A 13,676-nucleotide genomic window follows, 5' to 3' on the forward strand; every position below is an offset into this window, starting at 1 on the left:
ACAAGGCCCTCGGCCGCGCACCGGCGCTGGCGCCGTGGTATCAATGCCCGGTCGAGCCGGCCTGGCTCGGCGACGACGCCGGCGTGATCGGCGCCGGGCTCGCGGCGCTGTCGGCGCCGGCATCGGCACCGCTTTCCGCCAAGCCGAGAGGCGCCCGGCGCGCGGTGCTGGTCAACGGCATTCCCGCTAGCGGCAAGAGCACCGTGTCGCGCGGCATCGCCGACCGCATGGGGTGGCCGTTGCTGACGCTCGACACGGTCAAGAACCCGTTCCTCGAAGTGCTCGGAGGCGCCGATCGCGAATTCAACCGCACGCTTGGCCGCGCCAGCTATCAGGCGATCTGGTCGCTCGTCGGCGACGCTCCGGCCGGCAGCACTTTCATCGTCGATGCCTGGTTCGGCTTCCAGCCACGGCAAGTGCTCGAAGATCATTTGCGCAAGGCCGGTGTCGAACACACCGTCGAAATCTGGTGCCACGCGCCCGGCGAGGTTCTGGCCGAACGCTATGGCGCGCGGCTCGGGCAGCGTCTCCCCGGTCACCCCGGAGCCGCCTATATCCCTGAACTGATCGAACTCGCCAGGCGCGCCGAACCGTTGCGGCGCGGACCGTTGTTCGATGTCGACACGACGAAGCCGGTCGACTTCGACGCCATCACGACATGGCTGTGCGCGGCTATGGCAGCCGACGCCTGAACCGCATCGGGTTCCGGCGCCGGCTACGCCGGCGGCCGCAGCGCCGTGCGGGCGATCTGCCAGGCGGATTCGACATGTCTGCGCGCGGCGGCTTCCGCCTCGTCGGGCTTGCGCGACCGGATGGCGTCCATGATCTCGTTCATTTCGGCAATCGCCGGTTCGCGACGATTGGTCGAAAGAATGGTCATGGATCGCAGCTGGTTGATGCGCACATTGAGCCCGGTCACGATCTCCCAGGCGACGCGCTTGTCGGCCGCATCGAAAAGCGCCTCGTAAAATTTCGTCGTCGCCCGCATCACCTCGGCCGGCTTGCCGGTCGCCCAGGCCTCGAAGAGATTGCCCAGGGCATGTTCGAGCGCGGCCAAGTGTTCTGGTGTCGCCGACGTGGCGCAGGCGCGCGCCGCGATGCCCTCAAGCAACGCCCTCAGCTCATAGATCTCGTCGGTGCGGCCGAGATCCGGCTTGGCCACCGCCGGCCCGTGCCCCGGTATCATCTGGACGAGGCCTTCAGCCTCCAGCTGCCGCAGAACCTCGCGCACCACCGATCGGCTGACGCCGAGCTGGTCGCAGAGCGGCCGCTCGACCAGCCTCTCGCCGGGCTGGAAGTGGAAATCCATGATCGCCTCGCGCATGCGCTCCAGCGCCAGCGTCCTCAAGGTCTTGGCGCTGCGGTCGATGCGAAGCGTGTCGTCCTGCATGTCTTGTCTCCTGCGCCGCCACGAAAACAGATTCCATGTCCTGTTGACAAGGTACTTGGCGCTCCATACCATGGTATACCATAAGATGATACAGGGATCGGACGGTCCCGCCGCAGCGCCGACCCGAGGATTCCATGCAGCCCGCCATCCGCAAGATCGTCACCTATACCGAGAACACGCTTATCGAAGGCGGCAAGACGGCGCCTCGGCCCCTGCGCCTGATCGGCGTCGCCGCAGTGCTGACGAACCCATGGGCCGGACGCGGCTTTACCGAGGACCTGTCGCCCGAGGTTCGCGCCTGTGCGCCGGTGCTGGGCGAAATCCTCACCCGCGAAATCATTGCCATCGCCGGTTCCGGCGAGGCGATCGAAGGCTACGGCAAGGCAGCCATCTGCGGCACGTCAGGTGAGATCGAGCACGCTTCGGCGCTGATCCACACGCTGCATTTCGGCAACCACTACCGCCGCGCCGTCGGCGCCAAGACCTATCTTGCCTTCACCAATCTGCGCGGCGGACCGAACACGCCGGTCATGATCCCGCTGATGGACAAGAACGACGAGGGCCGGCGCTCGCATTACCTGACGGTTCATTTCCAGATCGGCGACGCGCCGGCGCCGGACGAACTGGTGGTGGCGCTCGGCGCTTCGATCGGCGGCCGCCCGCACCACCGCATCGGCGACCGTTACCAGGACCTCAAGGAACTCGGGGACCTGCATGGCTGACGCATCGGCATGGGCCCGGCAGGGCACGGCGCCAGACGGCACCGGCTTCATTCGCGCCGGCGCGGGCGCGCCGGTCCTGTTCATCCACGGCGTCGGCATGAACGCCGCGATCTGGCAGCCGCAAATCGAGCGGATGGCCGACAGCTTCGACGTGATCGCCATCGACATGCTCGGCCACGGCCAGTCGCCACTGCCGCCACCGGACCCGGAACTGGCCGACTATGCCGATCAGGCCATTCGCCTGCTCGATCATCTCGGCTTGCACAAGGTGTCGGTCGTCGGCCATTCGATGGGCGCGCTCGTCGCCCAGGAGCTCGCGTTGCGCGCACCTGAGCGTGTCCGCCGCATCGTGTCGCTGAATGCCGTATTCCGCCGCCCGCCGGAACTGGCCGAGGCCGTCCGGCAGCGCGCGTCGGCCCTCACCGGGCGCAGCGATGCGACCGGCACGGCCAAGACCATTGCCCGCTGGTTCGGCGATCCTGTGCCGGCCGAGCTCGAAGCGGCCGCGCGCAAGACGGCATCGGCGTTGAACAGGGTCGATCCGGAGGGCTATGCCCGCACCTATCGGCTGTTCGCCCATGCCGATAGCGATCACGCCGGGCGCCTGCCCGGGCTTGCCATGCCGGCCTTGTTCATGACTGGCTCCGAGGACCGGAATTCGGCGCCGGCCATGTCGGCCGCCATGGCGCGCCTGGCGCCGCATGGCCGCTGCACCGTGCTTGCCGGTGAACGGCACATGATGGCGGTGGCCGCTCCCGAGCTCACGACCGGCCATATCGTCGATTTCCTCGGCGAGGACACCAGGGCCGAACAGGGCAGTGCGACGAATGCCGGTTTCGACAGCGGCGAGTTCCGCCGCGCGCTGGGCTCCTTCCTCACCGGCGTCACCATCGTCACCACGATCGGGCCGGAAGGCGAACCGCGCGGCTTCACCGCCAACTCCTTCACCTCGGTCTCGCTCGATCCGCCGCTGGTGCTGGTCTGCATCGCCCACAAGGCGCTCGGCCACCCGGTCTTCGCGACCGCGAAAAGCTTTGCCATCAACGTGCTCAACGAGGACCAGAAGTCCGCCTCCGGCATTTTCGCCTCGAAGGCCGCCGACAAATTCGCCGCGGTGGCGTGGCGGCCGGGGCGGACCGGCAGCCCGGTGCTGGACGGCTCGGTCGCATCCTTCGACTGCGACATGGAGCGGCTGGTCGATGCCGGCGATCATTCCATCCTCATCGGCCGCGTCCGCGATTTCGAGCACAATTCCGCGCCGCCGCTCGGCTATTGCCGGGGCGCCTATATCGCGCCCGGCCTCAGCCAGGAGGCGCTGGCCGCTACCCAACCCGGCACCGATGTCGGCGCCATCCTCGAAAATGCCGGCCGTATACTTTTCCTGGAAACTGCCGACGGCTTCGAACTGCCGCGCGGCCGGGGACTGGGCTCGGCCGGCGATGGCAAAAGCCTCAAGGGATTGCTCGCGGCAAAGGCGATCGAGGCGCAGCTTGGCTTCCTCTACGCCGTCTGGGACGACGCCGGAAACCAGTCACGCACCCATGTCTATTATCGCGGCACTTTCGACGTGCCCGCCTCCAGCGATCGTGGCGTCCGGCTGGTCGACATCGACGACATCGGCGGTTTGAAGATCGCCGATCCGGCGATCCGCTCCATGCTCTCCCGCTATGTCAGGGAATGTACGCAGGACGCTTTCGGCGTCTATGTCGGCAACGAGGTCGAAGGCGAGGTGCGGCCGCTCGCCAGGGCCGACCTCTCCGCCATGAATACAGGTGACCAGGGATGAAGTTTTCGCTCTTCGTGCATATGGAACGGTCCGATCTGGCCAAGCCGCATTCCGAGCTCGTCGCCGAGCTCGAGGAGCTGGTGCTGATGGCCGAAAAAGCCGGCTTCGAGACCGCCTGGATCGGCGAACATCACGGCATGGAATTCACCATCTCGCCCAATCCGTTCATCAACATCGCCTATCTCGCCGCCAAAACCAGCCACATCCGCCTCGGCACGGGAACCGTGATCGCGCCGTTCTGGCATCCGATCAAGCTTGCCGGCGAGGCGGCGATGGCCGACGTCATCAGTGGCGGACGGCTCGATATCGGCATAGCGCGCGGCGCCTACAGCTATGAATACCAGCGCATCTTCCCGGGGCTCGATGCCTGGGGCGCCGGCCAGCGCATGCGCGAGATCATCCCGGCGATCCGTGGCCTCTGGGACGGCGACTTCGAGCTTTCCGGCGAGTTCTGGCAATTCCCAGCCACGACGTCCTCGCCGAAGCCGCTGCAAAAACCCTATCCGCCGATCTGGGTGGCGGCACGCGATCCGAACTCGCACGACTTCGCCGTTGCCAATGGCTGCAAGGTCCAGGTGACGCCGCTGGCATCGGGCGACGACGAGGTGGCGAGCCTCATGCAGCGCTTCAACGCCGCGTGCGAGGCTCACCCCGAGATCGAGCGGCCGGAGATCATGCTCCTGATGCACACTTTCGTCGCCGAGGACGCGGCCGACACCGACCGCCTCAGCCAGGACTTGTCGACCTTCTACTGCCAGTTCGGCGCCTGGTTCCAGAACAAGAAGCCGGTGCATCAAGGCATACTGGAACCGCTGACGCCGGACGAGATCGCGGCCATGCCGCAATACGCGCCGGACAAGATCCGCGAGAATCTTGTGATCGGCGAAGCCGACGAGGTGATCGCCCGGCTGAAGGCCTATGAAGCCCTTGGCTACGACCAGTACTCGATCTGGATCGATAGCGGGCTTTCGCACGAACGCAAGAAGAAGTCGCTGCAACTGTTCATCGACCGGGTGATGCCGGCCTTCCTCTGATCGCAAGCCCTTGATCGACGAGCCAATGACCGACGCTCTGTTCTACAACTTCATCGACGGCCGCTTCGACGAGCCATCGGCCACCTTCGACAGCGTGGATCCTTCGACAGGCGCGCTCTGGGCGAAGATGCCGGCGGCAAGCGAAGCCGATGTCGACCGCGCCGTAGAGGCCGCGCACCGTGCGCTGCGCTCCGGCCCTTGGGCCTCCATGACGGCGACGGCTCGCGGCAAACTGCTGGTCAGGCTGGGCGACCTCGTGGTCGCCAACGCGCCCCGCCTGGCCGAACTCGAGACACGCGACACCGGCAAGATCATTCGCGAGACCCGCGCCCAGATCGCTTATGTCGGTGACTACTACCGCTACTATGGCGGGCTGGCCGACAAGCACCAGGGCGCACATGTGCCGATCGACAAGGCGGATCTCGACGTCACCATCCGCCGCGAACCGATCGGCGTCGTCGCCGCTGTCGTGCCCTGGAACTCGCAGCTCTTCCTCTCGGCGGTAAAGCTCGGCCCGGCGCTCGCCGCAGGCTGCACGGTCGTGCTCAAGGCCTCCGAGGATGGCCCGGCGCCGCTGCTCGCCTTTGCCGAGCTCGTCCACGAAGCCGGCTTTCCCGCCGGCACGGTCAACATTCTCACCGGCTTTGGTCAGGAGTGTGGCCGGCGCCTGACCAGCCATCCGCTGGTCTCGCGCGTCGCCTTCACCGGCGGCCCGACGACGGCGCGCGCCATCGTCAGGAACACGGCCGAGAACCTCGCCTTTACGACGCTGGAGCTTGGCGGCAAAAGCCCGGTCGTGGTGTTCGCCGACGCCGATCTCGACAGCGCCGCCAACGCGGTCGTCGCAGGCATTTTTGCCGCCACCGGCCAGAGCTGCGTCGCCGGTTCGCGGCTACTGGTCGAACGCTCGGTGAAGGACGAATTCCTTGCCCGGCTGAAGCGCAAGGCCGAAGCGATCGTGATCGGCGATCCGCAGGACGCGGCCACCGAAATGGGCCCGCTCGCCACGCAGCGTCAGCGCGACTGGATCGAGAAGGTGGTCGCCGAAAGCCTTGCCAGGGGCGGCACGCTGGTCACCGGCGGCAAGCGCCTGGATATCGGCGCCGGCTTCTACTACACGCCGACCATCATCGATGCCGGCAGCGCCGACCTGCCTTGCGTGCGCGAGGAGCTGTTCGGCCCGGTGCTCAGCGTGCTTGCCTTCGACACCGAGGCCGAGGCGCTGGCGCTCGCCAACGACACGCCGTTCGGCCTCGCCTCGGGCGTCTTCACCTCGAACCTCGCCAAGGCGCACCGCATGGCGCGCGACATCCACGCCGGTGTTGTCTGGGTCAACACCTACCGGGCCGTGTCCCCGCTCGTTCCTTTCGGCGGCTACGGCCTGTCGGGTCTCGGCCGCGAGGGTGGGCTCGACGCCATCAAGGATTACACGCGTTCGAAATCCGTCTGGATCAAGACCTCGGACGATCCGATCCCCGATCCCTTCGTCATGCGCTGAGAACGGCACGGCGAAGGTGCACTGAGAAAAACAAGAACAGACCAACAGAGGAGAATGACATGAAACTGATCCTGACCGGCCTGCTTGCCGGATTGCTGGCGGCAACCGCCGCACGAGCCGACGAAATGGTGTTCACCAGCTGGGGCGGCACCACGCAGGAAGCGCAGACCAAGTCCTGGGCAGCGCCCTTCGAGGCCAGCTCCGGCATCAAGGTGCTGCAGGACGGGCCGACCGACTACGGCAAGCTCAAAGCCATGGTCGACGCCAAGAACGTCACCTGGGACGTCGTCGACGTCGAAATGGATTTCGCCATCAAGGCCGCCAAGGACGGGCTGCTGGAGCCCATCGACTTTGCCGTCGTGCCCAAGGCCGATCTCGACCCGCGCTTCAGCAACGACCACGCGGTCGGCAGCTTCTACTATTCCTTCGTGCTGGCCTGGAATAAGGGCTCGGTCTCCGGTGAGCCGGCGAGCTGGGCCGACATGTTCGACACCAAGAAATTTCCCGGCAAGCGGACCTTCTACAAATGGTCGGCGCCGGGCGTGATCGAGATCGCGCTGCTGGCCGACGGTGTTCCGGCCGACAAGCTCTATCCGCTCGACCTCGACCGCGCCTTCAAGAAGCTCGACACGATCAAGTCGGACATCGTCTGGTGGGGCGGCGGCGCGGAGTCGCAGCAGCTGATCGCTTCCGGTGAAGCCACCTTCGGCCAGCTCTGGAACGGCCGTGTCTTCGCCCTGCAGCAGGACGGCACCGATGTCGGCGTCTCCTGGAACCAGAACCTCACCGCCGCCGACGTGCTGGTCGTGCCGAAAGGCGCCAAGAACAAGGACAGCGCGATGAAGTTCCTGGCCGCCGCCACCAGCCCGACCGGCCAGGCCAAGTTCGCCGAGGCGAGCGGCTATGCGCCCATCAACACCAAGGCCAAGGGTGAGATGCCCGCCGAGGTGGTCAAGGGCCTGCCCGACGCCCATGTCGACGGCCAGATCAACCTCGACATGAACTACTGGGCCGAACATCGCGACGAGATCGCCACGCGCTGGTACGCCTGGCAGACCAAGTAACCTCACTGCAGACCGGCGGGGCGCGGCTTGCGCGCTCCGTCTCGGGACAGGACCGCTCGATGCAAGGAAGTTCTCTCAGACGCGGCTCGATTGCCGGCCTGACGGCCGGCAGCGGCAGCGCCTTGCCGGCCCTGCTGCTGGTCGGCCTGTTCTTCATCGTGCCGGTGGTCGCGCTTTTGCTGCGCAGCGTCACCGATCCCGAGCCGGGCCTGCAGAACTATGCAGCCCTGTTCGGCAGCGGCACCTACGTGCGCGTGTTCCTCAACACCTTCCTGGTCGCCGCAGTCGTCACCGCTGTCACCATATTGGTCGCCTTCCCCGTCGCCTGGATGCTGGCGATCATGCCGCCCGCCTACGGCTCGATCGTCTTCGGCATCATCATCCTGTCGATGTGGACCAACCTGCTCACCCGCACCTATGCCTGGATGGTGCTGCTGCAGCGCACCGGCGTGATCAACAGGACCTTGATGGGGCTCGGCATCATCCAGGAGCCGTTGCCGCTCATCAACAATCTGGCCGGCGTCACCATCGGCATGGTCTACATCATGCTGCCCTTCATGATCCTGCCGCTGGTCGGCACGCTGCGCGCGATCGATCCGATGACGCTGCGCGCCGCCGCCCTGTGCGGCGCAAGCCCGTTTCAGGCCTTCCGCCGCATCCTGCTGCCGCTATCGCTGCCCGGCATCGCCGCCGGCGGCCTCATGGTCTTCGTCATGTCGCTCGGTTACTTCGTGACACCAGCCTTGCTCGGCGGCACGTCGAACATGATGCTGGCCGAGATGATCGCCCAGACGGTGCAGTCATTGCTCAACTGGGGTCTCGGCAGCGCCGCCGCCTTCGTCCTGCTCGTCATCACCATGGCACTCTACGCGCTCCAGCTTCGCCTCGTCGGCGCCAGACGCACCGGCGGAGGGCTCTGACATGCTGCTCGACTATGACAGGCTCGGATGGCTGCGCGTGGCGCTTGTCGGCTTCACCGCGGCGGTCGCCGCTTTCCTGCTTCTGCCGGTGGTCTTCATCGTGCTCCTGTCGTTCGGCTCGTCGCGCTGGCTGGCCTTTCCGCCGCCCGGCTGGACGCTGAAATGGTATGAGCAGCTGTTTGCCGACCCGACCTGGATCGATGCGGCGCTGACCAGCGCCAGGATCGCCGCCATGTCCGCCGTGCTTGCCGTCGTCATCGGCCTGTTCGCCTCCTTCGCCCTGGTGCGGGGCGAATTTCGCGGACGCCAGCTGCTGCGCGGATTGCTGCTGACGCCGATGGTGCTGCCGGTGGTCGTCTTCGCTATCGCCATCTATGCCTTCTTCCTGCGCATCGGTCTTGCCGGCACCACGATCGGCTTCGTCATCGCTCACACCATCCTTGCGCTGCCCTTCGCGATCATTCCGATCACCGCAGCACTTGAAGGCTTCGACAAATCCATCGAGGACGCCGCCATCGTCTGCGGCGCCAGCCCGTTGCAGGCCCGGCTCAGGATCACACTGCCGTCGATCCGGATCGGCATCTTCTCGGCGGCCATCTTCTCCTTCCTCGCCTCCTGGGACGAAGTCGTGGTGGCGATCTTCATGGCGAGCCCGACCTTGCAGACCTTGCCGGTGAAGATCTGGGGCAGCCTGCGTGCCGATCTGAGCCCGGTCGTCGCCGCCGCCTCCAGCCTGCTCGTCGGCCTCACCTTGTGCCTGATGATCGTGACCGCACTCCTTCGCAGAAAACTGTCCAGATGACCCGTTCCTTCCTGTCCATACGCGCGGTGAGAAAGACGTTCGGCGCCTTCGTCGCTGTCCACGACGTCACCATCGAGGTGCCCAGGGGCGAGTTCCTGACCTTCCTCGGACCGTCCGGCTCCGGCAAGTCGACGACCCTCTACGCCATCGCCGGCTTTCAGGATCCGACCTCCGGCGACGTGCTGCTGGAGGACAAGTCCCTGCTGGCTGTGCCGTCGCACAAGCGCAACATCGGCATGGTCTTTCAGCGCTATACATTGTTTCCGAACCTCAGCGTGGCCGAGAATGTCGCCTTCCCGCTGAGCGTGCGGCGCCGGCCGGACGCCGAGGTGAAGCGCAAGGTCGCCGACATGCTGGCGCTGGTGCGGCTCGAGAATTTCGCCGACCGTCATCCCGGCGCGCTGTCGGGCGGCCAGCAGCAGCGTGTGGCGCTGGCCCGCGCGCTCGCCTACGATCCGCCGATCCTGCTGATGGACGAGCCGCTGTCGGCGCTCGACAAGAAGCTGCGCCAGGAAATCCAGGCCGAGATCCGGCGGATCCATCGCGAGACCGGCGTCACCATCCTCTATGTCACCCACGACCAGGAGGAAGCGCTCCACCTCTCGGATCGCATCGCCCTGTTCAAGGAGGGACGCATCGAGCAGATCGGCACCGGCGAGGACCTTTATGTCAGGCCAGCCAGCGAGTTCGTCGCCGGTTTCATCGGCAATTCGAATTTCCTTCCCGCCGAGCATCTGGAAACCGCCGCGGGCGCGGCGACGGTGCGGCTGGCGGACGGCTCGATCGTCACCGGCCTGACAGCGGCGGAGGCATTCAGCAAGGGCCAGAAGGTCAGGCTGATGGTGCGCCCGGAAGCATTGAGCCTTGCGCCCGGACCGGCAAGCGCCGCCCTTGCCGTCGACATCGTCGATACCGCCTTCTTCGGCGACCGCCGCCGTGTCCTGGCGCGTACCGCCAGCGGGGACGAAATCGACGTCAGGCCAACCTCGGATACGATAGATCCCGCCGGCGCGGCCGCCGGCTCGGGTCAACGCATCTATTTCGACCCCGCCTCGGCGTTCCTGTTTCCAGCCTGAGGGCGCGACATTTCCGTCTCCCGCAGCCGAATCCGCGAGGCATTCCGAAACGAATGGACGCGCCTGGTTCAGATACCGGGCTGACAAGCCTTGTCGCACCTGTTCTGATGAAGTCCAGCCGAATCGACTGGCCCGTTGTCAGGAGCGCGCCCATGCATGTCGTGACATTGTTGAAAGCTGATATGTTCGACGTCGAGATCGATGGAAAACCGGCATCGATCGCGCAGGCCCTGCCGGACTGGAACCAGCATGACCGGTTCGGACTGGTGATCGACGATGCGCTCGGCGGCATCGGCGCCACACATCTGCTGCAGATCGCCATCACCTCCTTCTACGACGTCAAGCCGAGCCGTCGCGGCGAACTCACGGTCTATCCCGAGATCTACGCCTTCCACATCGGCAAGGGATACGGCGCGCACGCACCCTATGATTTCTGGCCCGCGCGGCGCGAGATCATAACCTCGCGCGATCATCGCGAGGTTCTCGATGCCATCAACGATCGCGGCATCACGAGGCTTGCCGTTCCCGATCGTGCGCCGCGCGAGGTCGTGCATCGGCCGAAGGAAGTCGATGCGGCGCTCGACCGCATCGCTTCCGCTTTCGTCTACGACCCGTCAGGGCGTGTCTCGAATCCTGACCTCGTCATCTCAGGCAAGGACAGGAGAACCGAATACAACCCGAACAGCGCGCTACGGCCACGCTACACCGACAGTCGGCCGGCTTCCGTTTCGACCGCGGCCAAGCCGGTCAAGGAACTCGACACCTCCTACCAGGAATGGCTGCGCAAGCGCGAGCATGACTTGACCGGCGAGGAACGCGACTTCGTCGAACGCCGCCGCCAGGAACTGCGGCGCGATGGCCTGGTCACCGAGACCTACCGGCGCGTCGGCGTCCGCGAGGCCTTGATGCGCCTGGCATCGGCCGGCCTCGACCGAGACCGGGCCGCTGCCGTCTGATCAGTAACCGACCGTGAAACGCTGCCGGACATGCGCCGGCTTCTCGATCTCGTCGACCATGACGATGGCGTAGTCCTCGAAGGAAATGCTGCTGCCCTTGTCCGAGGCCAGAAGCGTGTCCTTGCCGAGACGGAATTTGCCGGTGCGCTCCCCGGGAACGAACAGCGCCGACGGCGACAGGAAGGTCCAGTCGAGGTCGCTGACGGTCTTCAACTTTTCCAGGAAGTCGCCGCCCTTCTGTGCCTCGGCCTTGTAGATCGCGGGGAATTCAGGGGTGTCGACCAGCCGCTTGCCGGGTGCAACTTCGAGGCTGCCCGCGCCGCCCACAATGAGATAGCGCTTCACGCCCGACGCACGCACCGCGGCAATCAGCGTGTCGGGGTCGCTGTCCAGGAAATGCACCGAGCTGATCACCACGTCATGACCGCGGATCAGGTCGGCGAGACCTTGGCCGTCGAAGACATCGCCCTTCCTGGCGGTCACGCCGGGCAGCGCCGCGATCTTTTCCGGGCTGCGGGCTATGCCGGTGACCTTATGGCCACGGTCCGAAAGCTCCTTGAGAAGGCGCGAACCGACGGCGCCCGAGGCGCCGATAAGAGCAACTTTTGCCATGTCTTTTTCCGTTTCCTGTTTGGGGGGCTTTGGCGGGTGGATCAGGCCGCTTCGATATGGGCGACGAGATTGTCGAAACTGCCGAACAGCGCGTTCGAACCGATGAGCCGGGGCATATCGTTGCTGATGACAGCGAGAGAAGGCACGCCATTGGCGTGCAGGCGCTGGAACAGCGAGCGGCCCCGGCCGACCAGTTCGCGGTCGGCTGCCAGCAGATGTTCATCCGGTGCCCTCAGCATGGCGGCGACATCCGCCAGGCCGGCATCGGCAAGCGCGTCGGCAACGCCGGCAAACGTCACGATATCGCGGCCGTCGACATAGCGCGCCCGCTGGATCGCCTTCAGCGCGGTCAGCCTGCGGGCGGGGTCTTCCAGGCCGGCGGCCGTGATGCCGAGCGTGGCCGCACGGGAGTCGAGAAGCGTGCCGTGCACGTTGAGCACGTTCTGCCGATACGCTTGTGTGAAAGCCTGTCCTGTCAGGCGCTCGATGCGCTGGTCATTCGCCCAGGCATGGGCGGCAAAGCCTTCATCCATCGGCCGCGCGCCGGCACCTGAAAACAGCCCGGTCGGCAAGAGCTCCACGCGCATGCCGGCAGCCGCCAGCCTGTCCAGCATAGGCGAGGCGCCATAGCACCAGCCGCAGAGCGGGTCGAAAAGGTAAGTCACGTCAGAAGTGCGCATGATTGCCTGATGTCCTTGGCGCCCCGGAGGGGCAGCGGCCTGACTGTCAAATGTGTTGGGCTATATGTGGCAGGGTGTGACCTTGCGATAAATGGCCACCAATAATACAAACTGTGTAATCAGATCAGACAATATCGGTAGCCATGGCTGAGCTCCTGAACCTCAACCGCCTCGCCTATTTCACCACGGTGATGGAGACCGGCTCGTTCACCACGGCCGCGGACAGGCTCGGCGTCGCCAAGGCCGTAGTCAGCCACCAGATCGGCAAGCTCGAGGAGGAGTTGGGAGCGACGCTGCTGCGGCGCACGACAAGGCGCGTCACCCCGACCGAGGAAGGGCGGCTGTTCTATGACCGCGCGGTGATCATCCTGCGCGAGGCGGAGGCCGCCTATGGCGAGATTTCACAAGGGGCGATCGAGCCGGTCGGAATGCTGAGATTGACCGCGCCGCTCGACTACGGCACCAGGATGGTGGCGCCGGTGATGGCAGCGTATCTCAAGGCCTATCCGCAAATGCGTGTCGAGGCGATCTTCGATGACGCGGTCAGCAATCTGGTGGATGAACAGATCGATCTCGGCATACGGGTCGGCTGGCTCACCGATTCTTCCAACCAGGCGCGGCGCCTGGGCACGATACGGCAGATCGTGGTGGCGAGCCCGGCCTTCGCCGCCGGCCTGCCGCGCAACGTCGATCCCGGCCAGGCGCGAGCGCTGGCCTGGGTTGGCAACAGCCAGCTTCGCGGCATTGGCCAGTGGCTGTTCTCCAGGAATGACGAAACGGTGCTGACCGAGCTCAATCCGGTCGTTGTCTGCGACAAGAGCCCGGCGGCCTATGCCTGTGTGCTCGCCGGCATAGGCCTGGGTATCTTTCCCGACTATGCGGTGGATGAGGATATCGCGGCGGGCCGACTGGTGCGGATATTCGCCGACTGGACCTTGCCGACCGGCGGCATACACGCGGTGTTCCCGCCGGCCCGCTTCCGGCCCGCCAAGGTACGCGCCTTCGTCGACCTGCTCGCGGCCGCCGAAAAACGGCGTTCACGCGGCATCGCTGTCGTGTGAGAGGAACGTTGCGACCATTCGCTTCGAGCGTCAGCAATAACTTACATGGTCTGTTTCTGCTGGGAGCCAATTCCC

At 65.7% G+C, this 13,676-nt stretch carries 14 protein-coding genes; 11 read left to right on the plus strand and 3 right to left on the minus strand.

Annotation, left to right across the window (positions count from 1 at the left end; translation table 11 throughout):
- Window positions 1-692: AAA family ATPase (locus J0I79_RS32075; RefSeq protein ID WP_292869221.1), on the plus strand; the 692-nt coding region annotated here is incomplete at its 5' end.
- 23 nt (window positions 693-715) lie between these two features.
- On the opposite strand, the gene J0I79_RS32080 is transcribed toward J0I79_RS32075, so the two are convergent.
- Window positions 716-1,390, minus strand: a complete 675-nt coding sequence (locus J0I79_RS32080; protein WP_292869224.1) for a GntR family transcriptional regulator — start codon at window positions 1,388-1,390, stop codon at window positions 716-718.
- Window positions 1,391-1,524: 134 nt separating this feature from the next.
- Here J0I79_RS32080 and J0I79_RS32085 point away from each other — a divergent pair, with 134 nt between their 5' ends.
- From J0I79_RS32085 to J0I79_RS32125, 9 genes are all read left to right on the plus strand, one after another.
- A complete protein-coding gene (locus tag J0I79_RS32085) occupies window positions 1,525-2,112 on the plus strand; it encodes an amino acid synthesis family protein (RefSeq protein WP_292869227.1) in 588 nt (195 codons plus the stop codon).
- Window positions 2,105-3,898, plus strand: coding sequence for an alpha/beta fold hydrolase (locus J0I79_RS32090; protein WP_292869230.1), 1,794 nt, complete (start codon window positions 2,105-2,107; stop codon window positions 3,896-3,898). The genes J0I79_RS32085 and J0I79_RS32090 overlap by 8 nt, the downstream gene beginning before the upstream one ends.
- Window positions 3,895-4,932: an LLM class flavin-dependent oxidoreductase gene (locus tag J0I79_RS32095; RefSeq protein ID WP_292869233.1), complete on the plus strand. Its 1,038-nt coding sequence runs from the start codon at window positions 3,895-3,897 to the stop codon at window positions 4,930-4,932. The genes J0I79_RS32090 and J0I79_RS32095 overlap by 4 nt, the downstream gene beginning before the upstream one ends.
- A 25-nt stretch (window positions 4,933-4,957) precedes the next feature.
- On the plus strand, window positions 4,958-6,430 hold the full coding sequence (locus J0I79_RS32100) for an aldehyde dehydrogenase (protein WP_292869236.1): 1,473 nt from the start codon (window positions 4,958-4,960) through the stop codon (window positions 6,428-6,430).
- Window positions 6,431-6,489: 59 nt separating this feature from the next.
- Window positions 6,490-7,494 (plus strand): ABC transporter substrate-binding protein, encoded by a 1,005-nt coding sequence (locus J0I79_RS32105; RefSeq protein WP_292869239.1) that lies wholly within the window; start codon window positions 6,490-6,492, stop codon window positions 7,492-7,494.
- A gap of 59 nt (window positions 7,495-7,553) precedes the next feature.
- A complete protein-coding gene (locus J0I79_RS32110) occupies window positions 7,554-8,414 on the plus strand; it encodes an ABC transporter permease (RefSeq protein WP_292869242.1) in 861 nt (286 codons plus the stop codon).
- 1 nt (window position 8,415) lies between these two features.
- Window positions 8,416-9,216 carry an ABC transporter permease gene (locus tag J0I79_RS32115; RefSeq protein WP_292869245.1) on the plus strand — a complete coding sequence of 267 codons (801 nt, stop codon included), beginning with the start codon at window positions 8,416-8,418 and terminating at the stop codon, window positions 9,214-9,216.
- Window positions 9,213-10,292 (plus strand): ABC transporter ATP-binding protein, encoded by a 1,080-nt coding sequence (locus tag J0I79_RS32120; RefSeq protein ID WP_292869248.1) that lies wholly within the window; start codon window positions 9,213-9,215, stop codon window positions 10,290-10,292. The genes J0I79_RS32115 and J0I79_RS32120 overlap by 4 nt, the downstream gene beginning before the upstream one ends.
- A 152-nt stretch (window positions 10,293-10,444) precedes the next feature.
- The gene (locus J0I79_RS32125; protein WP_292869251.1) at window positions 10,445-11,248 is read left to right on the plus strand and encodes a hypothetical protein; all 804 of its coding nucleotides are present in this window, start codon (window positions 10,445-10,447) and stop codon (window positions 11,246-11,248) included.
- On the opposite strand, the gene J0I79_RS32130 is transcribed toward J0I79_RS32125, so the two are convergent.
- Together J0I79_RS32130 and J0I79_RS32135 are read right to left on the minus strand one after the other, a co-directional pair.
- On the minus strand, window positions 11,249-11,860 hold the full coding sequence (locus J0I79_RS32130) for an NAD(P)-dependent oxidoreductase (RefSeq protein WP_292869254.1): 612 nt from the start codon (window positions 11,858-11,860) through the stop codon (window positions 11,249-11,251).
- Between the two features lie 41 nt (window positions 11,861-11,901).
- Window positions 11,902-12,540, minus strand: coding sequence for a DsbA family protein (locus tag J0I79_RS32135; RefSeq protein ID WP_292869257.1), 639 nt, complete (start codon window positions 12,538-12,540; stop codon window positions 11,902-11,904).
- A 143-nt stretch (window positions 12,541-12,683) separates the two neighbouring features.
- Between J0I79_RS32135 and J0I79_RS32140 the strand changes: the two genes are divergently transcribed.
- A complete protein-coding gene (locus J0I79_RS32140) occupies window positions 12,684-13,601 on the plus strand; it encodes a LysR family transcriptional regulator (RefSeq protein ID WP_292869261.1) in 918 nt (305 codons plus the stop codon).
- Window positions 13,602-13,676 lie beyond the last annotated feature (75 nt).

The sequence above is a fragment of the Mesorhizobium sp. genome (genome assembly GCF_017306585.1).
In the GTDB taxonomy this organism is placed as follows: Bacteria; Pseudomonadota; Alphaproteobacteria; order Rhizobiales; family Rhizobiaceae; genus Mesorhizobium.